Source organism: Bordetella hinzii LMG 13501 (genome assembly GCF_001548475.1).
In the GTDB taxonomy this organism is placed as follows: domain Bacteria; phylum Pseudomonadota; class Gammaproteobacteria; order Burkholderiales; family Burkholderiaceae_B; genus Bordetella; species Bordetella hinzii.
Genome location: NZ_LRUJ01000044.1, coordinates 16,835 through 36,674, shown reverse-complemented (window position 1 = coordinate 36,674; position 19,840 = coordinate 16,835). Strand labels below are relative to the sequence as shown.

Genomic DNA, 19,840 nt, shown 5'->3' with positions numbered 1-19,840 from the left:
TTTGCTGCGGCGCTGCGCCGGGCCGGCCAGGTCGGGCGCGTGCTCGGCGTGGGGCGCAATCCGGAGTCGCTGGCCCAGGCCCAGGCGCTGGGCCTCATCGACGAGGCCGTGAGCCCCGAGGACGCCGCGGCGCAGGCCGATCTCATCCTGCTGGCCACGCCGGTCGGCAGCCTGGGCCCCATGCTGGCGCGCATGCGCGAGCATCTGCGCCCGGACGGCCTGATCACCGATGGCGGCAGCACCAAGGCCGAGGTCGTCCAGGCCGCGCGCCAGGCGCTGGGTGAACGCATCGCGGCCTTCGTGCCGGGCCACCCCATTGCCGGCGCCGAGCGCACGGGTCCGCAAGCCGCCGATGCCCGGTTGTACGAGGGGCGCAAGGTCATCCTGACGCCGCTGGCGGAAAACCCGCCCCAAGCCGTGGCTCGCGTGCGCGCCGCCTGGCAGGCCTGCGGCGCCCAGGTGCTGGACATGACGCCCGAGGAACATGACAGTGTGCTGGCCTCGGTCAGCCATATGCCGCATTTTCTGGCGGCCGCCTATATGGCCCAGGTCTGCGAGGCCGAGGACGCCCAGACCAGGCTGGCGCTGGCCGGTTCGGGCTTTCGCGATTTCACCCGCATCGCCGCCGGTTCGCCCGAAATGTGGCGCGACATCTTCCTGTCCAACCGTTCGGCCATGCTGGCCGAGCTGGCGGCGCTGCGCGCCGTGCTGGACCGAACCGAAGCCGCCCTGGCCGCCGGCGACGGCGCGAGCCTGCAGCAATGGCTGCAGGATGCCGCGCTGGCCCGGCGCGCCTGGCGCAAGGAGTCTTCCTGATGAATGCCCAGGCCTATCTGGACCTGCCCCGCGCACGCCACGCCCGTGGCGTGGTGGCCTTGCCCGGCTCCAAGAGTATTTCCAACCGCGTGCTGCTGATCGCCGCGCTGGCCGAGGGCCGCACCGAGATCACCGGCCTGCTCGATTCCGACGACACGCGCGTCATGCTGGCGGCCCTGCGTCAGCTGGGCGTCGCGGTGACGGATCTGGGCGAGGGCAGGGTGGCCGTCGAAGGGGCCAGCCGCTTTCCGGTCGCGCAGGCCGAACTCTTTCTGGGCAATGCGGGCACCGCCTTCAGGCCGCTGACCGCGGCGCTGGCCCTGATGGGCGGGGACTACCGGCTCTCGGGCGTGCCCCGCATGCACGAGCGGCCCATCGGCGACTTGGTCGACGCCCTGCGGGGCTGGGGCGCCCGGATCGACTATCTTGGCCAGGAAGGCTATCCGCCGCTGCGCCTGGGGCGCGGACAGGCCCAGGCCGATACGGTGCGCGTCCAGGGGTCGGTGTCCAGCCAGTTCCTGACGGCGCTGTTGATGGCCGCGCCCATCGAGGCGGGCGCCAGCGGCCGGGCGGTCACCATCGAGGTGATCGGCGAACTCATTTCCAAACCCTATATCGAGATCACGCTCAACCTGATGGCGCGCTACGGCGTGACGGTGCGGCGCGACGGCTGGCGGGCCTTCACCATCGAAGGCGGGGCGCGCTACCGCAGCCCGGGCCGCATCGCCGTCGAGGGCGATGCCTCGACGGCTTCCTACTTCCTGGCCCTGGGCGTGCTGGGCGGCGGACCCGTCCGTGTCACCGGGGTGGGCGAGAACAGCATCCAGGGCGATGTCGCCTTTGCCGACACCCTGGCCGACATGGGCGCCACGATCACCCGGGGGCCCGAGTGGATCGAAGCCAGCGGCCCGGCGGTGGCCGGCGGCGGACGGATCAAGGCGTTCGACGCTGATTTCAACCTCATCCCCGATGCGGCCATGACGGCCGCGGCCATGGCATTGTTTGCCGACGGGCCTTGCCGCCTGCGCAATATCGGCAGCTGGCGCGTCAAGGAAACCGACCGTATCCACGCGATGCAGACCGAACTCGCTAAACTGGGAGCCACGGTCGACAGCGGCCCCGATTGGCTGGCGGTCACGCCGCCGGCGGCAGGCCAGTGGCGCGATGCCCATATCGGCACCTGGGACGACCATCGCATGGCCATGTGTTTCTCGCTGGCGGCATTCGGGCCGGCCGCGGTGCGCATCCTGGATCCGGGCTGCGTGAGCAAGACCTTTCCCAATTACTTCGACGTTTACGCCCGCCTGGTCGGCGCTTGACGTCCGAGGGATATTCCATGCATTCCGAATCTGCCGGCCCGGCGCCGGTCATCACCATCGACGGCCCTACCGCTTCGGGCAAGGGCACCATCGCCCACCGGGTGGCCAAGGCGCTGGGATTCACCGTGCTCGACAGCGGCGCGCTGTATCGCCTGACCGCCCTGGCGGCGCTGGACGGCGGCGTGCGGCCCGAGGACGAGGCCGCCGTGGCCGGCGTGGCCCAGGCGCTTGATGTCCGCTTCGACGGCCCCCATATGTATCTGAAGGGCAGGGAGGTGGGCCATGACATCCGCCAGGAACATGTGGGCAATTATGCGTCGCGCGTGGCCGCCTACCCGGCCGTGCGCCAGGCCCTGCTCGAGCGGCAACGGGCCTTCCGGCAGCCCCCGGGGCTGGTGGCGGACGGCCGCGACATGGGCACGGTGGTCTTTCCAGATGCGTCCCTGAAAATTTTCCTGATCGCCGATGTTGAGGCGCGGGCGCAGAGGCGCTATAAGCAGTTGATCGATAAGGGAATTTCTGCTAATCTAGCCGACCTCTTGCGTGATATGCGCGAGCGCGATGCGCGCGATACGCAGCGGGCCGTGGCGCCCCTGGCGCCGGCAGCCGACGCCGAGGTGCTGGATTCGTCCAACCTGACGATCGAGCAGACGGTGCAGGCCGTGCTTGAGCGCTGGCGCGCCAGGCAGGCCCCGGCCTCATGATGTGAATGCAGTTCGCGGTGTCTTTCGGGACGCCGTTTCTTGGCCCTGACGGCCATGTGTACGTTCCCACGGGTCACCCCGCAAGAGCGGCGCAACCGGCAGGTTTTTTGACTCCACTGCGGCGGGCAAGCCGTTGCGGTGTGTATCAACGGCCGATTTTGGCCTAATGGATTATTAACCTAATGTCTTCCGTTTCCACTCCCGCCTTCGGCGGCGAAAGCTTTGCCGACCTGTTTGCCGAGAGCCTCAAGAGCCAGGACATGAAGTCCGGCGAGGTCATCAGCGCTGAAGTCGTTCGTGTCGATCACAACTTCGTGGTCGTGAACGCCGGCCTGAAGTCCGAGGCACTGATCCCCCTGGAAGAGTTCCTGAACGACCAGGGCGAGCTCGAAGTACAACCCGGCGATTTCGTCTCCGTGGCGATCGATTCGCTGGAAAACGGCTACGGCGACACCATCCTGTCGCGTGACCGCGCCAAGCGCCTGTCGGCCTGGCTGCAACTCGAAAAGGCCCTGGAAAATGGCGAGCTGGTCACCGGCACCATCACGGGCAAGGTCAAGGGCGGCCTGACCGTCATGACCAACGGCATCCGCGCCTTCCTGCCGGGTTCGCTGGTCGACCTGCGTCCGGTCAAGGACACCACCCCCTACGAGGGCAAGACCCTCGAGTTCAAGGTCATCAAGCTCGACCGCAAGCGCAACAACGTCGTGCTGTCGCGCCGCCAGGTGCTGGAAGCCAGCATGGGCGAAGAGCGCCAGAAGCTGCTCGAGACCCTGCACGAAGGTGCCGTGGTCAAGGGCGTGGTCAAGAACATCACCGATTACGGCGCGTTCGTGGACCTGGGCGGCATCGACGGCCTGCTGCACATCACCGACATGGCCTGGCGCCGTGTGCGTCACCCCTCCGAAGTCCTGCAAGTGGGCCAGGAAGTCGAAGCCAAGGTCCTCAAGTTCGACCAGGAAAAGAGCCGCGTGTCGCTGGGCGTCAAGCAGCTGGGCGAAGATCCGTGGGTGGGCCTGGCTCGCCGCTACCCGCAAGGCACCCGCCTGTTCGGCAAGGTGACCAACCTGACCGACTACGGCGCCTTCGTGGAAGTCGAAGCCGGCATCGAAGGCCTGGTGCACGTCTCCGAAATGGACTGGACCAACAAGAACGTCGATCCGCGCAAGGTCGTGACCCTGGGCGAAGAAGTCGAAGTCATGGTCCTGGAGATCGACGAAGACCGTCGCCGCATCTCGCTGGGCATGAAGCAGTGCCGCCAGAATCCCTGGGAAGAGTTCGCCACGAACTTCAAGCGCGGCGACAAGGTGCGCGGCGCCATCAAGTCGATCACCGACTTCGGCGTGTTCGTCGGCCTGCCTGGCGGCATCGACGGCCTGGTTCACCTGTCCGACCTGTCGTGGACGGAAACCGGCGAAGAAGCCGTGCGCAACTTCAAGAAGGGCGACGAGATCGAAGCCGTGGTCCTGGGCATCGACACCGAGAAGGAACGCATCTCGCTGGGCATCAAGCAGCTCGAAGGCGATCCGTTCAACAACTTCGTCGCCACGCATGACAAGGGCGCCGTGGTCCCCGGCACGATCAAGTCGGTCGAGCCCAAGGGTGCTGTCGTGACCCTGTCGGTCGACGTCGAAGGCTATCTGCGCGCTTCCGAGATCTCCTCGGGCCGTGTCGAAGATGCCACCACCGTGCTGAACGCCGGCGAAAACATCGAAGCCATGATCATCAACATCGACCGCAAGGCGCGCTCGATCCAGCTGTCGATCAAGGCTCGCGATAACGCCGAGACCGCTGAAACCATCCAGCGCATGTCCGAAGCCAGCGCCTCGTCGGGTACGACCAACCTGGGCGCGCTGCTCAAGGCCAAGCTGGATCAACAGCGCAACGACGGTTGACGTGACCAAGTCGGAGCTGATCGCCGCTCTGGCGGCCCGCTATCCCCAGCTGGCCGCCCGCGACACCGATTACGCGGTCAAGACCATGCTTGACGCCATGACCCAGGCCCTGGCCTCGGGCCAGCGCATCGAAATCCGTGGTTTTGGCAGCTTTTCGTTGTCGCAGCGGTCTCCGCGCGTGGGGCGCAATCCCAAGTCCGGCGAACAAGTGCTGGTGCCTGGCAAACAGGTGCCGCACTTCAAGGCGGGCAAGGAGTTGCGAGAGCGCGTGGATCTGGCTGGCAACGAACCGGGTGGCGATTCCTCCCATGAATCGTCCGACCCCCTGCAGTCCGTGATGGATATGCATGCCATGCACTGACGTCACTGCGCGGTCGTCGCGACGCAAAGCCCCTTGAGGTTTCAAGGGGCTTTGTTTTTTTGCCTGCCCGCGCAACCCGCGCGATCCCGACAAAAGCCTGCCGGTCCGTACTGATTCGGTCCGGCTTGCGCTTACAATTAAATGTCTTATTCATCTGGAGCATGCGCCATGCGCTACCTTGTCTGGGCCCTGCGATTGCTCGTCTTTATCGCCGTGTTGATGTTCGCGTTGAAGAACACCGACCCGGTGGCTGTCAAGTTCTATGCCGATTATGTGGTGCAGGACGTGCCGCTGATCGTGGTCATGCTGGCGACCTTCGTGCTGGGCGCCCTGTTCGGCCTGCTGCTGACCGTGCCGGCGTCGATGCGCCGCCGCCGCGAAGCGCAGCGCCTGCGCCGCGAGGTCGAACGTCTGCAAGCCGCCGCCAACGGCAGCCAACCGCCTGTCGCGCCCGAAGCGGTCGCGCCGATGTCGCCGCTGTAACGCGGCTTTTTTGATTGCATTGCAAGAGTCTGGACCGTGGACTTTGAACCCTGGTGGCTGATTTTCGTGCCCGTGCTGTTTGCACTGGGCTGGTTGGCGGCGCGTTTTGATTTCCGGCAGATGCTGCGCGAGACGCGCACCTTGCCGGATTCCTATTTCCGTGGCCTGAATTTCCTTCTGAACGAACAACCCGACCGGGCGATCGACGCCTTTGTCGAGGTCGCCAAGCTGGATCCGGAAACCACGGAGCTGCACTTCGCGCTGGGCAGCCTGTTCCGGCGCCGCGGCGAAATGGAACGCGCCATCCGCGTGCACCAGAGCCTGCTGAACCGTTCCGATCTGCCGCAGGCCGAGCGCGAGCATGCCCAGCACGAGCTGGCCCAGGACTTCCTGAAGGCCGGCATGCTCGATCGCGCCGAAGCCGCCTTCGAGCAATTGAAGGACACCGATACCCGCTATGCGCTGCCTGCGCTGCGCTCGCTGATCCGCATCTACGAATCCGAACACGATTGGCCGCGCGCCATCGAGGCGGTCAAGACCCTGCACGGGCTGGTCGACGAGCCTGTGCCGCAATTGGTCCATTACTACTGCGAACAGGCCCAGGGCGCGCTGTCGGCCAAGCCGCCCGATATCGAGGCGGCCCTGGCAGCCCTGGATGCGGCCGATCATGCCGTCGAAGGCGCCGGCCGAGGCGAGGGCATGAGCCATGGCTCCAAGGTGCGGACCTCCTTGCTGCGCGCCCGCCTGGCCGCGCTGGAGAACGATAGCAAGCGCGAGCGCATGTACCTGGAGAGCATCCTGGCCGATGCCCCCGAGTACGCCGGCCTGGTCGCCGAGCAGCTGCTGGCCAACTACCGCCAGGCCGGCGAGGTCGTGCAGGGCCTGGAGCGCCTGCGGGCGCAGTACGAGCGTCACGCCTCGCTGGACCTGTTCAACGTGGTGTTCCGCGAACTGCGCGCCCAACAGGGCAGCGAGCCTGCCTGGGCCTTCGCGCGCGCGGCGCTGCGCCATCATCCCTCCCTGCTGGGCCTGGACCGCTTGCTGGAGGCCGAGCTGGCCGCCCAGCCGGGCGGCGAGGCGCAGAGCAGCCCCGTGCCGGGCGCCGACATGAGCTTGTTGCGCAGCCTGATACACAAGCATACGCAGCGCCTGGACCGCTACGCCTGCCGCAGTTGCGGATTCCAGGCGCGCCGGTTCTACTGGCAGTGCCCGGGCTGCAATGCCTGGGAAACCTATACCCCGCGTCGTCTGGAAGAACTTGAATGATGTCTTTTCCCGCCCAAGCCGTCGCGCGCGCCCGCGTGCTCGTGGTTGGCGATGTCATGCTGGACCGCTATTGGTTCGGCGAAGTCGAGCGTATCTCGCCCGAGGCCCCCGTGCCCGTGGTGCGCGTGGCGCGCCGCGAGGACCGGCTGGGCGGCGCGGCCAACGTCGCGCGCAACATCGCCGCGCTGGGCGCGCAGGCGACGCTGGTCGGCGTGGTGGGTGCCGATGAGGCCGGCGACCGCATCGCCGCGCTGGCCGCCGAGGCAGGGGTGCGCACCGATCTGGTGGCCGACCCCGAACGCCACACGACGCTGAAAATGCGTGTGCTGGGCCGCCAGCAGCAGCTGCTGCGCGTGGATTTCGAGGAAGAGCCCGGCCCGGCCATGCTGGACGGCGTGGATCTCGCCCTGGCGCGCGAGCTGCCGGCCTGTGACGTGCTGGTGCTGTCCGATTACGCCAAGGGGGCGCTGGCCCGCGTGCAAGGCCTGATCGCCCAGGCCCGGGCCCGCAACATCCCCGTGCTGGTCGATCCCAAGGGAGACGACTACACCCGCTATCGGGGCGCGACCCTGGTCACGCCCAACCGCGCCGAGATGCAGCAGGCCGTGGGCCGCTGGTCCAATGAGTCCCAGCTTACCGACCGGGCCCAGGCCCTGCGCCAGGACCTGGACCTGGAGGCTTTGCTCGTGACCCGTTCGGAACAGGGCATGACGCTGTTCACCCAGGCGGGCCGCGAGCATGTCGAGGCCCAGGCCCACGAGGTGTTCGATGTGTCGGGCGCCGGCGATACCGTGCTGGCGACCCTGGCCGTCATGCGCGCCGCCGGCCTGTCCTGGCTGGACGCGATGCGCTGGGCCAACCGCGCCGGCGGCATCGTCGTCGGCAAGCTGGGCACATCTGTGGTGACCGGCGCCGAACTCGCAGGAGAAGCAATATGATCATTGTCACTGGCGCGGCCGGTTTCATCGGCAGCAACCTGGTGCGCGGGCTCAACCGCCGCGGCATTCACGACATCATCGCCGTCGATGACCTGACCCAGGGCGATAAATTCCTCAATCTCGTGGACTGCAAGATCGCCGACTACATGCACCACGAGGATGTGCGCGAATGGCTGCGCGCCGGCAAGCTGCCGCGGCTGCGGGCCGTGCTGCATCAAGGCGCCTGCTCGGATACCACCGAGCGCAATGGCCGCTACATGATGGACAACAACTACCGCGTCACCCTGGAGTGGTTCGAGTATTGCCAGGCGCAGCGCGTGCCCTTCCTGTACGCCTCCTCGGCCGCCGTGTACGGCGCCTCGACGGTGTATGTCGAAGACCCGGCCAATGAGGGTCCGCTCAACGTCTATGGTTATTCCAAGCTGTTGTTCGACCAGGTCCTGCGCACGCGCCTGGACCGACTCACGGCCCAGGTCGTCGGGCTGCGGTATTTCAACGTCTATGGCCCGCACGAGCAGCACAAGGGGCGCATGGCCTCGGTGGCTTTCCATAACATGAACCAGTTCCTGGCCGAAGGGCATGTGCGCCTTTTCGCGGGCTGGGATGGCTATCCCGATGGCGGCCAGAGCCGGGACTTTATTTCGGTCCAGGACGTGGTGGACGTCAATCTGCACTTCCTGGATCACCCGCAGATCTCGGGCATCTTCAATTGCGGCACGGGACGCGCCCAGCCCTTCAATGACGTGGCCGCCGCCGTGGTGAACAGCCTGCGCGCCGAGAAGGGCGAAGCCGCGCTGCCGCTGGAGACGCTCGTGAGCGAAGGCCTGATCCGCTACATTCCCTTCCCCGATGACCTGAAGGGACGCTACCAGAGCTTTACCCAGGCCAATGTGGACAATCTGCGCGCAGCCGGTTTTACCGCGCCCATGCGCGATGTGCAGACCGGCGTGAGCGAGTACGTGCGCTACTGGCGGGCGCGCAAATAAAACCCAGGGGCTTGTACGCTGCGTCAGAACGCGGCACTGGCGGGCCCTTCGCGGGCCCGTTGGCGCATTCTGGAGACCCCGGCGGCAATCGCCGTCTTTTCTTCCGGAGTGTCACATGCGTGTGTTTCCCGTTTCCTTGCCGGGCCGGCTGCTGGCCGCGGCCCTGTTGCTCAGCCCCGCGGCGCCGGCCGCCGCCCTGGACCTCAATAGCGCCACCGCGGCGCAGCTGCGCGAATTGAAAGGGCTTGGGCCCCGCAGCGCCGAGCTCATTGTGCACGAGCGCGAAAGAGGCGGCCCCTATCGGTCGCTGGAAGACTTGAGCGAGCGTGTGCGCGGCATCGGCACGCGCAAGGCGGCCCGCCTGGCCGAGGCCGGCCTGACGGTGGGCAAACCGGCCGCGGGCGCTCCCGCCGCCAAGCCCGCGCCGGGAGCCCCGGCCAAGGCGCCCGCGGCCGCGCGCCGTCCCTGAGCCCCTGCCCGGAGCGCGGGTTTGGCCCGTCGGGGGCGGGCAGGGCGGTTATTATCCCGGCATGAACGCCATCACCTACCCCACCGTCGAGCAAACCGTCGGCAATACGCCGCTGGTGCGCCTGCAACGTATTCCTGGCGAGCTCGGCCAGGCCCGCGGCAATGTCATTCTTGCCAAGCTGGAGGGCAATAACCCGGCCGGCTCCGTGAAAGACCGTCCCGCGCTTTCCATGATCCTGCGCGCCGAGGAGCGCGGCGAGATTTCCCCCGGGGACACGCTGATCGAGGCCACCAGCGGCAACACCGGCATCGCCCTGGCGATGACGGCCGCCATGCGCGGCTACCGCATGGTCCTCATCATGCCCGACAATCTCTCGGTGGAGCGTCGCGCGGCCATGACGGCTTACGGGGCCGAACTCATCCTGACCCCGGCCGACAAGGGCGGCATGGAGTACGCCCGCGACTTGGCCATGGCCATGCAGGCCGAGGGCAAGGGCAAGGTGCTGGACCAGTTCGCCAACCCGGACAACCCGCGCGCCCATGTCGAGGGTACGGGCCCGGAGATCTGGACCCAGACCCAAGGCCAAGTCACGCATTTTGTCAGCGCCATGGGCACGACCGGCACCATCATGGGTGTGTCCACCTACCTCAAGTCGCGCAATCCGGCCGTCCAGGTGGTGGGGGCCCAGCCGGCCGAGGGCTCGCAGATCCCCGGCATCCGCAAATGGCCCGAGGCCTATTTGCCCAAGATCTTCGACCGCTCCCTGGTCGATGCCTATGAGTCCATCGTCCAGGCCGAAGCCGAGACCATGGCTCGCCGCCTGGCCGCCGAGGAAGGCATTTTCGGGGGGATCTCGTCGGCCGGCGCCCTGGTGGCCGCCTTGCGGGTGGCGGCAAGGGTGGAAAACGCCACCATCGTCTTCATCGTCTGCGACCGGGGCGACCGTTACCTGTCCACGGGCGTGTTCAACTGACCGCGCGCCGCCCGGGCAAGCCCGCCAGCCGGCGGGCTTTTGCTTGTTGGACGATCAGGGGCGGCCGACGCGGGCCTGCAGTTCGGCGGCCAGGTCGGCCACCGCGGTCGCATAGAAATAGCTGCGGTTGTATTGGGTGATGACGAAGAAGTTCGCCGTGCCGGTGCGGTACTGGACCGTGCCGCGCGCTTCTTCGGCCAGGTCCACGACACCCAGCGGGCTGGACTGCCAGCTGCCCGCCGCGCCTCCGGGGGACATCCGGGCGCCGGCTTGCTGCAGGCGGGCCCAATCCAGTCCGGGCGTCAGGCCGCCGTCGACCAGGGCCGAGGGATCGGCCGGCAGGATGACCGGCGCGAACACCGGCAGACCGCGCTGCCAGCCGTGCTTTTGCAGAAAGCTGCCGACCGACATGACGGCATCGGGCACGCTGTTGGCCAGGTCGATATGCCCGTCGTCGTCGCCGTCCACGGCGTAGTTGGCGATGCTGGTGGGCATGAACTGCGGCATGCCGATGGCGCCCGCGAAAGAGCCCAGGGCGCCGGGCTCGAGCTTGCCTTGCAGCGTCAGCGTGATGAAGTCGGCCAGCTGCTTGCGGAACATCTCCACCCGTTCGGGCTTGACCGGTTCGGGGTAGTCGAAAGCCAGCGTGGCCAGCGCGTCGATCACGCGGAAATTGCCCATGTTGCGGCCATACAGGGTTTCGACCCCGATGATGGACACGATGATGGAAGCGGGGACGCCGTATTGCTGGGCGGCGCGCTCGATGACGGCGCGGTGTTCGTTCCAGAATGTCACTCCCCAGGCGATGCGCTTGGGTTCGACGAAACGCGAGCGATAGGTGAGCCAGCTGCGCCAGACCTTGCGGCCCGGTACCGAGGGGGCGATCAGGCGCGCCACGGTGCTGCTGTAGCGGGAGTCCGCCAGCATGGCGAGCACGGGCTCCAGAGGCAGGGACCGCTCGCCGGCCACGGATTCGGCGAAGCTGCGCACCTCGGGCCGCATCTTGCCTCCCGGGGTCAGCGTGGCGGACGGTTCGGCCGCGGGCGTGTCGGGACCAATGCGTATGGCCTGGGGTTTACCCTCGGTCGCGGCGGGCGAAGCGGCGGAAGCATCGGGTTTGGGGGCGGGGGAGGCACAGCCTCCCAGCAGGACTGCGGCAAGGCCGATTTGCAGGAAACGCCGGGTGATGAACATAATCTTCCCTATGGAGACCATGTATCTTACCCACCCGTCGTGCAAGCTGCATGAAATGGGCAGTTGGCATCCCGAATGTCCGCAGAGGCTGGACGCCATTTCCGACCAGTTGCTGGCCAACGGCCTGATGCCCTACCTGGGTGAAAAACAGGCGCCGGCGGCCACGCGCGAAGACATCCTGCGCGTGCACAGCGCCTATCATCTCGATCGTCTGCGCGGCCTGTCGCCCGAGCACGGCTATGCGGAGATAGACCCCGACACCCTGATGAATCCCCACACCCTGGAGGCGGCCTATCACGCGGCCGGCGCGGGAATCGCGGCGGTCGACGCGGTGATGGCGGGCGAAGCCACCACGGCGTTCTGCGCGGTGCGTCCGCCCGGCCACCATGCCGAGCACAGCCGGGCCATGGGCTTCTGCTTTTTCAATAACGTGGCTATTGCGGCGCAATATGCCATGCATAAGCATGGCCTCGCGCGCATTGCCATCGTCGATTTCGACGTGCATCACGGCAATGGCACCGAGGAGGCCTTCGCGGGCGACGACAGAGTGCTGATGTGCAGTTTTTTCCAGCATCCCTTCTTTCCCAACAGTGGTTTCGACCATCCTGCGGACAATATGTTGAATGTGCCGGTGGCGGCCTATTCGACTGGGGCCGCGGTGCGTGACATCGTGCGCCAGCAATGGTTGCCGCGCCTGCACGCGCACGCGCCGCAGCTCGTGCTGATTTCGGCCGGATTCGATGCCCACAGAGAGGACGACATGGCCCAGATGGGGCTGGTGGAGGCGGATTACGCCTGGATCACCGACCAGCTCGTGGAGGTGGCCGACCGCCATGCCCAGGGGCGCATCGTCAGCACGCTGGAGGGCGGTTACAACCTGTCGGCATTGGGCCGCAGCGTGGTCGCCCACATCAGATCGCTCTCGAAGTTGTAGAATCGAGAAAAAATTGTGCAATGCAACTCCCGGCACTCCGCCGGGAAATTATTGTTTGGAGGCTGCTGGATGAAGGTATTGGTACCCGTCAAGCGCGTCGTTGACTACAACGTCAAGGTGCGCGTGAAATCTGATCAAACCGGGGTGGACATCGCGAACGTGAAGATGTCGATGAACCCTTTTGACGAAATTGCCGTCGAAGAGGCGACGCGCCTGAAGGAGAAGGGCAGCGTGGCCGAGGTCATCGCGGTGTCCTGCGGGGTGGCGCAATGCCAGGAGACGCTGCGCACGGCCATGGCCATCGGCGCGGACCGTGGGGTGCTGGTGCAGACGGACGCCGAGCTGCAGCCGCTGGCGGTGGCCAAGATGCTCAAGGCGCTGGTGGACAAGGAGCAGCCGCAGCTGGTGATCCTGGGCAAGCAGGCGATCGACGATGACGCCAACCAGACCGGGCAGATGCTGGCCGCGCTGCTGGATTGGCCGCAGGCGACGTTTGCCAGCAAGGTGGAGCTGGGCGAGGGCAAGGTGACGGTGACGCGCGAGGTCGATGGCGGCCTGGAGACGCTGACGCTGAAGCTGCCGGCGATCGTGACGACGGACCTGCGCCTGAACGAGCCGCGCTATGTGACGCTGCCCAACATCATGAAGGCCAAGAAAAAGCCGCTGGAGACGGTCACGCCGCAGGATCTGGGCGTGGACCCGGCGCCGCGCCTGAAGACCCTGAAGGTCACCGAACCCCCCGCGCGCAAGGCTGGCATCAAGGTGGCCGACGTGGCCGCGCTGGTGGACAAACTGAAGAATGAAGCGAAGGTGATCTAACAATGACGACGCTTGTTATTGCCGAACACGACAATGCCCAGTTGAAGGGCGCGACCCTGAACACGATCGCCGCGGCCGCCAAGCTGGGCGGCGAGGTGCATGTGCTGGTGGCGGGCAGCAATGCCCGCGCGGTGGCCGAGCAGGCTGGCGCCGCGGCCGGCGTGGCCAAGGTGCTGCTGGCCGATGCGCCGCAGCTGGCCGACGGGCTGGCCGAGAACCTGGCCGCGCAGGTGCTGGCGGTGGCCCCGGCCTACAGCCACATCCTGTTCCCGGCCACGGCCTCGGGCAAGAACGTGGCCCCCCGGGTGGCCGCCAAGCTTGACGTGGCGCAGATCTCCGACATCATCGGCGTGGAGTCGGCCGACACCTTCCAGCGTCCCATCTACGCGGGCAATGCCATTGCCACGGTGCAGTCGGGCGATGCGGTCAAGGTGATCACGGTGCGCACCACGGGCTTTGACGCCGTGGCGGCCACGGGCGGCTCGGCGGCGATCGAAGCGGTGGAGGCGGTGGCCGATTCGGGGCTGTCGAGCTTCGTGGGCCGCGAGGTGGCCAAGAGCGACCGTCCGGAGCTGGCGGGCGCGCGCGTGGTGGTCTCGGGCGGCCGGGGCCTGGGCAGCGCCGAGAACTTCAAGATCCTGGATCCGCTGGCCGACAAGCTGGGCGCGGCGCTGGGCGCTTCGCGCGCGGCGGTGGACGCGGGTTATGCGCCCAACGATTGGCAGGTCGGCCAGACCGGCAAGATCGTCGCGCCGCAGCTCTATGTGGCCGTTGGCATCTCCGGCGCCATCCAGCACCTGGCGGGCATGAAGGACTCCAAGGTCATCGTGGCCATCAACAAGGATCCCGAGGCGCCCATCTTCGGCGTGGCCGATTACGGCCTGGTCGGCGATCTGTTCCAGGTGGTGCCCGAGCTGGCCGGCGCGCTCTGATGCGCTGACCGAGGGTGTCACAAAAGCCGCGGCATGTTGCCGCGGCTTTTTTTTTCGCCCCTGCCGCCCGAAGGGCGGCGACGGCAGGCTTTGGTTTTTCTTTCCAATTCTGATAATGTCTTTGGCGCACGGTAGGCCCGATACACCGCGACGGAGATTCGTGATGGGAAGTGCAGGCTCGGCAAGAAAATGGGCGGATGAACCAACGGGGGGGCGCGGATGACCTGCTCCGTCGGATTTTTTCAGTCGGTGCCTATCGCCATCGTCTTCATTGCGGTGGGCCTGGGCCATTTCATAGGCAAGTTCCGGCTTGGGCCTGTCGCCTTGGGCGGCGTGTGCGGCACCCTTATCGTGGCCATGCTGCTGGGCCAGACGGGGTGCAAGGTCGAAGGTCCGCTGCGCGAAATCGCTTTCGTGCTCTTCATCTTCGCCATGGGCTACTCCGGCGGCCCGGGCTTTTTCGCCAATCTCAATCGCTCCAGCCTGCGCTTCATGCTGTTGCCCCTCATCGAGGTGGTGCTGGTGCTGACCATTGCCCTGGTGGCCGCCAGCCTCTTCGGCTTTGATGCGGGGACCACGGCCGGCCTGGCCGCGGGCTCGGCCACCGAGTCGGCCGTGGTGGGCACGGCCTCCGAGGCCTTGCGCCACCTGGGCCTGTCGGCCGAAGAGGTGAGGGTCCAGGAGGCCAACATCGCCACGGCCTACACGCTGACCTATCTGGTGGGCACGATCAGCATCGTGTTGTTCACCAGCCAGGTGGCGCCCTTGCTGCTGGGCATCAACCTGCGCCAGGCGTCCAAGGAGCTGGAGGCCAAGCTGGGCGGGATCCCGGAGGAGGGCGACAGCAGCCTGCCCGCGCTGCCGCGCCTGGTGGGCCGGGCCCATATCGTGCGCGAGGCCGAGGGCATGAGCGTGCTGGAGGTCGAGCGCAAGCTCGCGGGCCGCACCGTGGTGACCAGCGTGCTGCGCGATGGCGCGTCGCTCGCGCCCAGCCCCGATGAAATCCTGCAGGCCGGCGACATCCTCGTGATCGTGGGCCTGCGGTTTTACGCCCTGCGCGGCGACGATGTGATCGGCCCGGAAATCCAGGTGCCGCCCGCCCATGCCGATGCGCTCAATCTGCAAGAGCGCCAGGTCGTCGTCAACCGCAAGGGCGTCAACGGCCGCACCCTGGCCGAACTGGCCCAGACGCCGAACGCGCGTGCCGCGCGGGGCGTGTTTCTGCAAGGCATCGAACGCAGCGGACACACCATTCCCATGACGCCCTCGACCGTGCTGCAGTACGGCGATGTGGTCAAGCTGGTCGGAACCGATCCCAACCTCAGCGTGGCCGTCGGCCATCTGGGCAGCGAATTGCGCCGCGACGGCACGACGGATCTGGTGTTCATGTGCGCCGGCATCCTGGTGGGCCTTCTGATCGGCAGTCTCATTGTCACCGTGGCGCGCTTGCCGCTGTCCCTGGGCAGCGGCGGCGGGGCGCTGGTGAGCGGCCTGATCTGCGGCTGGATTTCCGCCAAGCGTCCATCGCTGGGCCATATACCGGGCCCGGCCCTGAACCTGCTGAAGGAGCTGGGGCTGGCCGTATTTATTGCCTGCGTCGGCTTGTCGGCGGGGCCGGAGGCGATTACCCTTTTGAAAGAGCACGGATTGGTCCTGCCCGTGATCGGCCTGGCGGTATCGCTGGGGCCGGCCTGCGCCTCGCTCTGGGTCGGGCATAAGTTCCTCAAGATCGAGGGGCCGTTGCTGCTGGGCGCGATCGCGGGCCAGCATGTGAGCACGCCCACGGTCAGCGCCGTGATCGTCCAGGCAGGCAGTTCGGTGCCCATCCTCGGCTATACCGTGACCTATGCCATTGCCAACGTGCTGTTGCCGGTGCTGGGACCACTCATCGTGGCGCTGGCCTATCGCCTGGGCTGAAACGCCCCAAGCTGGAAAACCGGGCGGCGCGAGCCGCCCGCTTGTTTATAGAACGGAGACACCATGAGCTACACCACGCCGCTGCGCGACATCCGCTTTGCCATGAAGGAGCTGGCCGGCCTTGATGAGATCCTCAAGCTGCCCGGTTTCGAGGAGGCCGAGCCGGATCTGGTCGACGCCATTCTCGACGAGAATGCGCGCTTTGTGCAGGAAGTGGTGGCTCCCTTGAACGTGACCGGCGACCGCCAGCCGCCGGTCTGGAAAGACGGCGCAGTCACGGCGACGCCGGGTTTCGCCAAGGCGTTCGCCGATTACTCGGCCGGCGGCTGGCAGGGCCTGCAGCATCCGGTGCAATGGGGCGGCCAGGGCTTGCCGCAATTGGTGGCGGCGCCGGCGGCCGAGAATATCCAGGCCGCCAGCCTGGCGTTTTCGCTCTGCCCCATGCTGACCGATGGCGTGATCGAGGCATTGCTGGCGGTCGGTTCCGAAGAGCAACGGCGCGCCTACGTGCCCAATCTGATCGGCGGGCGCTGGACCGGCACGATGAATTTGACGGAGCCGCAGGCCGGTTCCGACCTGGCCTTGGTCAAGACCCGGGCCGTGCCCCAGCCGGATGGCAGCTACCGCCTTTCGGGCCAGAAGATCTTCATCACCTATGGCGAGCATGACCTGGCCGAGAACATCATCCACCTGGTGCTGGCGCGCCTGCCGGATGCGCCGGCGGGCGTGAAGGGGATTTCGCTGTTCATCGTGCCCAAGATCCTGGTCAATGACGACGGCTCGCTGGGCAAGCGCAATGATGTCTGGTGCGCCTCGCTGGAGCACAAGCTGGGCATACACGGCAGTCCCACGGCGGTGCTGCTGTACGGCGCGGGCAAGGGCGAAGTGGGCGAGGGCGCCATCGGTTATCTGGTGGGCGAGGCCAATCGCGGCCTGGAGTACATGTTCATCATGATGAACGCGGCACGCTATTCGGTCGGCCAGCAGGGCATCGCCCTGGCCGAGCGCGCCTACCAGCATGCCCAGGCCTATGCGCGCGACCGCGTCCAGGGCCGCGCCATCGAGGGATCGGCCGGCCCGGTGACGATTTCGCATCATCCCGATGTGCAGCGCATGTTGCTGACCATGCGCGCCTTGACCGAGGCGGCCCGGGCCGTGTCGTATGTCGCGGCGGCCGCGCATGACAAGGCCGACCACCATCCGGATGCCGAGGTGCGGGCCCGCAACCGCGCCTTCTATGAGTATCTGGTGCCCATCGTCAAGGGCTTCTCGACCGAGTCGGCCGTTGAGGTCGCCTCGCTGGGCGTGCAGGTGCACGGCGGCATGGGGTTCATCGAGGAAACCGGGGCGGCGCAGTACTACCGCGATGCCCGTATCCTGCCCATCTACGAGGGCACCACGGCCATCCAGGCCAACGATCTGGTCGGCCGCAAGACCTTGCGCGACGGCGGCGCGGCCGCCCATGCCTCGATCGCGGCAATGCGCGACACCCTCAAGATGCTCCAGGCCGAGGCCAGCCGCGCCGATGTCGAAAGCCGCGAAGGGCTGTGCCTGCTGCGCGACCACTTCGACCAGGCCATCCAGGCCTACCAGGACGCGGTGGAGTTCATCCTCCAGCATGCCGCCGACCATGCGCGGGCGGTGTTCGCGGGCAGCGTGCCCTATCTGATGCTGGCCGGCGTGACGCATGGCGGCTGGCAGATGGTGCGCGCGGCGCTGGTCAGCCGCCGCCGGCTGGCCGAGGGCAGCGATGACAGTTTCTATCGCCACAAGCTGGGCACGGCCCTGTTCTATGGCGCCCACATCCTGCCGCGCGCCCTGTCGCTGTCGGCGGCGGTGAGGGCGGGACAGGTGGCGGACACCGCCGCCGACTGGGCCGGGGTGGCCTGAAGGCCATACTTGCAATACAACATAAGGTTATATGGCTTGCTTATTTCCCCCGATGTGGGTTTGATGCAAGAATCATGTGGCCGCCAACCTCAAGCAGGAGATTCTCATGGCTCACCTCCGTCTGGGCGACACCGCGCCCGACTTCGAACAGAAATCGTCCATCGGGACGCTGCGTCTGTATGACTACCTTGGCGACAAATGGGGCGTGCTGTTTTCGCACCCCGCCGACTTCACGCCGGTCTGCACGACCGAGCTGGGCTACACCGCCAAGCTGGCCGATGAATTCGCCAAGCGCAACGTGAAAGTGCTGGCCTTGTCGGTCGATGGCGAGGAGTCGCACAACAAGTGGATCGACGACATCAACGACACCCAGTCGACCCGCGTCAATTTTCCCATCCTGGCCGACGAGGACCGCAAGGTCTCCGAGCTCTACGACATGATCCACCCGAACGCCAACGCCACGCTGACCGTGCGTTCGGTGTTCATCATCGATCCGGCCAAGAAGATTCGCCTGATCATCACCTACCCGGCCAGCACGGGGCGCAATTTCAATGAGATCCTGCGGGTGATCGATTCCTTGCAGCTGACCGACAACTACAGCGTGGCCACGCCGGTCAATTGGCAAGATGGCGACGACGTGATCATCGTCCCGTCCCTGAAAGACGAGGCCGTCATCAAGGAAAAATTCCCCAAGGGCTACAAGGCCGTGCGTCCCTATCTGCGCATCACGCCCCAGCCCAACAAGTAAACCGGGCAGGCATGCGCCGCGGGCCGCCTTCGGGCGGCCCGTCTGCTTTTAGGGGCCGGGTCGGCTATATGTCTTCAGGCGATGAGTAATCAAAAAATGATTCGTTCCTTTCAGTTGGGCGGGCTTGCACACTGGCAACCATTGCCACTCCAACAAGAAAGGAAGCGAGTATGCCCTCCCGTGTCGCAGGATCCTGGACCGCCGCCATCGCCCTGGCAGCCACTTTCATTCTTGGTCTGCCGCAAGCCCAGGCACAGACCAAGCAGACGCTGCTCAACGTCTCCTATGATCCCACGCGCGAACTCTATCGCGCCGTCGATGACGCCTTCATCAAGCACTACAAGGACAAGTCCGGCGTCGAGTTGACGATCCGCCAATCGCACGGCGGTTCCGGCCGCCAGGCCCGCTCGGTCATCGACGGCCTGGACGCCGATGTGGTGACGCTGGCCCTGGCCTACGACATCGACGCCATCGCGGACCGCGGCCTGCTGCCGCAGGACTGGCAGAAGCGCTTGCCGCAGAATAGCTCGCCCTATACCTCCACCATCGTGTTCCTGGTGCGCAAGGGCAATCCCAAGCAGATCAAGGATTGGGACGACCTGCTCAAGCCCGGCGTGCAAGTGATCACGCCCAATCCCAAGACCTCGGGCGGCGCGCGCTGGAACTATCTGGCGGCCTGGGCCTATGCCCTGAAGAAGCCGGGCGGCAGCGAAGCCTCGGCGCGCCAGTTCGTGGGCGACCTGCTCAAGCATGTGCCGGTGCTGGATACGGGTGCGCGCGGTTCGACCACCACTTTCGTCGAACGCGGCGTGGGCGATGTGTTGCTGGCCTGGGAAAACGAAGCCTTCCTGGCGCTCGAAGAATTGGGTCCGGACAAGTTCGACATCGTCGTGCCCTCGCTGTCCATCCTGGCCGAGCCGCCCGTGGCCGTGGTGGACAAAGTGGTCGACAAGAAGGGCACGCGACCGGCCGCGCAGGCCTATCTGGAGTTCCTCTATACGCCCGAAGCGCAGGAGATCATCGCCAAGAATTACTACCGCCCGATCGACAAGGCCGTGGCGGCCAAGTACGAGAGCCGCTTTCCCAAGCTCAACCTGGTGACCATCGACGATCCCATCTTCGGCGGCTGGCGCAAGGCCCAGAAGGAACACTTCAGCGACGGCGGGACCTTTGACCAGGTCTATCAACCCAAATAA

At 66.4% G+C, this 19,840-nt stretch carries 19 protein-coding genes; 18 read left to right on the top strand and 1 reads right to left on the bottom strand.

What is annotated here, in order from left to right:
- The 11 genes from AXA74_RS21095 to cysM all read left to right on the top strand — a co-directional run.
- The coding region (locus AXA74_RS21095) for a prephenate dehydrogenase (protein WP_060833314.1) at nucleotides 1–816 on the top strand (816 nt) is incomplete at its 5' end.
- A complete protein-coding gene (gene aroA / locus AXA74_RS21090) occupies nucleotides 816–2,135 on the top strand; it encodes a 3-phosphoshikimate 1-carboxyvinyltransferase (protein WP_029577251.1) in 1,320 nt (439 codons plus the stop codon). The genes AXA74_RS21095 and aroA, both read left to right, overlap by 1 nt.
- 17 nt (nucleotides 2,136–2,152) lie before the next feature.
- Nucleotides 2,153–2,839 (top strand): (d)CMP kinase, encoded by a 687-nt coding sequence (gene cmk / locus AXA74_RS21085; protein ID WP_029577252.1) that lies wholly within the window; start codon nucleotides 2,153–2,155, stop codon nucleotides 2,837–2,839.
- Between the two features lie 182 nt (nucleotides 2,840–3,021).
- Nucleotides 3,022–4,734: a 30S ribosomal protein S1 gene (gene rpsA, locus AXA74_RS21080; protein ID WP_029577253.1), complete on the top strand. Its 1,713-nt coding sequence runs from the start codon at nucleotides 3,022–3,024 to the stop codon at nucleotides 4,732–4,734.
- A 1-nt stretch (nucleotide 4,735) separates the two neighbouring features.
- A complete protein-coding gene (locus AXA74_RS21075) occupies nucleotides 4,736–5,095 on the top strand; it encodes an integration host factor subunit beta (protein WP_029577254.1) in 360 nt (119 codons plus the stop codon).
- Between the two features lie 168 nt (nucleotides 5,096–5,263).
- Nucleotides 5,264–5,578 (top strand): LapA family protein, encoded by a 315-nt coding sequence (locus AXA74_RS21070; protein WP_029577255.1) that lies wholly within the window; start codon nucleotides 5,264–5,266, stop codon nucleotides 5,576–5,578.
- Between the two features lie 36 nt (nucleotides 5,579–5,614).
- Nucleotides 5,615–6,844, top strand: coding sequence for a lipopolysaccharide assembly protein LapB (gene lapB, locus AXA74_RS21065; RefSeq protein WP_029577256.1), 1,230 nt, complete (start codon nucleotides 5,615–5,617; stop codon nucleotides 6,842–6,844).
- Nucleotides 6,841–7,782, top strand: coding sequence for a D-glycero-beta-D-manno-heptose-7-phosphate kinase (rfaE1, locus tag AXA74_RS21060; RefSeq protein ID WP_051350494.1), 942 nt, complete (start codon nucleotides 6,841–6,843; stop codon nucleotides 7,780–7,782). Before lapB ends, rfaE1 begins: the two co-directional genes overlap by 4 nt.
- The gene (gene rfaD / locus AXA74_RS21055; RefSeq protein ID WP_032955094.1) at nucleotides 7,779–8,768 is read left to right on the top strand and encodes an ADP-glyceromanno-heptose 6-epimerase; all 990 of its coding nucleotides are present in this window, start codon (nucleotides 7,779–7,781) and stop codon (nucleotides 8,766–8,768) included. Before rfaE1 ends, rfaD begins: the two co-directional genes overlap by 4 nt.
- 115 nt (nucleotides 8,769–8,883) lie before the next feature.
- Nucleotides 8,884–9,237 carry a ComEA family DNA-binding protein gene (locus AXA74_RS21050; protein ID WP_032978148.1) on the top strand — a complete coding sequence of 118 codons (354 nt, stop codon included), beginning with the start codon at nucleotides 8,884–8,886 and terminating at the stop codon, nucleotides 9,235–9,237.
- A 61-nt stretch (nucleotides 9,238–9,298) separates the two neighbouring features.
- Nucleotides 9,299–10,210 carry a cysteine synthase CysM gene (gene cysM, locus AXA74_RS21045; RefSeq protein WP_032955093.1) on the top strand — a complete coding sequence of 304 codons (912 nt, stop codon included), beginning with the start codon at nucleotides 9,299–9,301 and terminating at the stop codon, nucleotides 10,208–10,210.
- A gap of 54 nt (nucleotides 10,211–10,264) precedes the next feature.
- Here cysM and mltB read toward each other — a convergent pair whose 3' ends face one another.
- Nucleotides 10,265–11,404 carry a lytic murein transglycosylase B gene (mltB, locus tag AXA74_RS21040; protein WP_029577259.1) on the bottom strand — a complete coding sequence of 380 codons (1,140 nt, stop codon included), beginning with the start codon at nucleotides 11,402–11,404 and terminating at the stop codon, nucleotides 10,265–10,267.
- 19 nt (nucleotides 11,405–11,423) lie between these two features.
- Between mltB and AXA74_RS21035 the strand changes: the two genes are divergently transcribed.
- From AXA74_RS21035 to AXA74_RS21005, 7 genes are all read left to right on the top strand, one after another.
- On the top strand, nucleotides 11,424–12,338 hold the full coding sequence (locus AXA74_RS21035; protein WP_032955110.1) for a histone deacetylase family protein: 915 nt from the start codon (nucleotides 11,424–11,426) through the stop codon (nucleotides 12,336–12,338).
- Nucleotides 12,339–12,407: 69 nt separating this feature from the next.
- On the top strand, nucleotides 12,408–13,157 hold the full coding sequence (locus tag AXA74_RS21030) for an electron transfer flavoprotein subunit beta/FixA family protein (RefSeq protein ID WP_029577261.1): 750 nt from the start codon (nucleotides 12,408–12,410) through the stop codon (nucleotides 13,155–13,157).
- A 2-nt stretch (nucleotides 13,158–13,159) separates the two neighbouring features.
- Nucleotides 13,160–14,089 (top strand): electron transfer flavoprotein subunit alpha/FixB family protein, encoded by a 930-nt coding sequence (locus tag AXA74_RS21025; protein WP_029577262.1) that lies wholly within the window; start codon nucleotides 13,160–13,162, stop codon nucleotides 14,087–14,089.
- Between the two features lie 219 nt (nucleotides 14,090–14,308).
- Nucleotides 14,309–16,006, top strand: coding sequence for an aspartate-alanine antiporter (gene aspT, locus AXA74_RS21020; RefSeq protein WP_032978145.1), 1,698 nt, complete (start codon nucleotides 14,309–14,311; stop codon nucleotides 16,004–16,006).
- A 63-nt stretch (nucleotides 16,007–16,069) separates the two neighbouring features.
- Nucleotides 16,070–17,896: an acyl-CoA dehydrogenase gene (locus AXA74_RS21015; protein WP_032955092.1), complete on the top strand. Its 1,827-nt coding sequence runs from the start codon at nucleotides 16,070–16,072 to the stop codon at nucleotides 17,894–17,896.
- Nucleotides 17,897–18,002: 106 nt separating this feature from the next.
- Entirely contained in the window at nucleotides 18,003–18,644 is a 642-nt protein-coding gene (locus AXA74_RS21010; RefSeq protein WP_029577265.1) for a peroxiredoxin, read from the top strand.
- 170 nt (nucleotides 18,645–18,814) lie between these two features.
- Nucleotides 18,815–19,840: a sulfate ABC transporter substrate-binding protein gene (locus tag AXA74_RS21005; RefSeq protein ID WP_029577266.1), complete on the top strand. Its 1,026-nt coding sequence runs from the start codon at nucleotides 18,815–18,817 to the stop codon at nucleotides 19,838–19,840.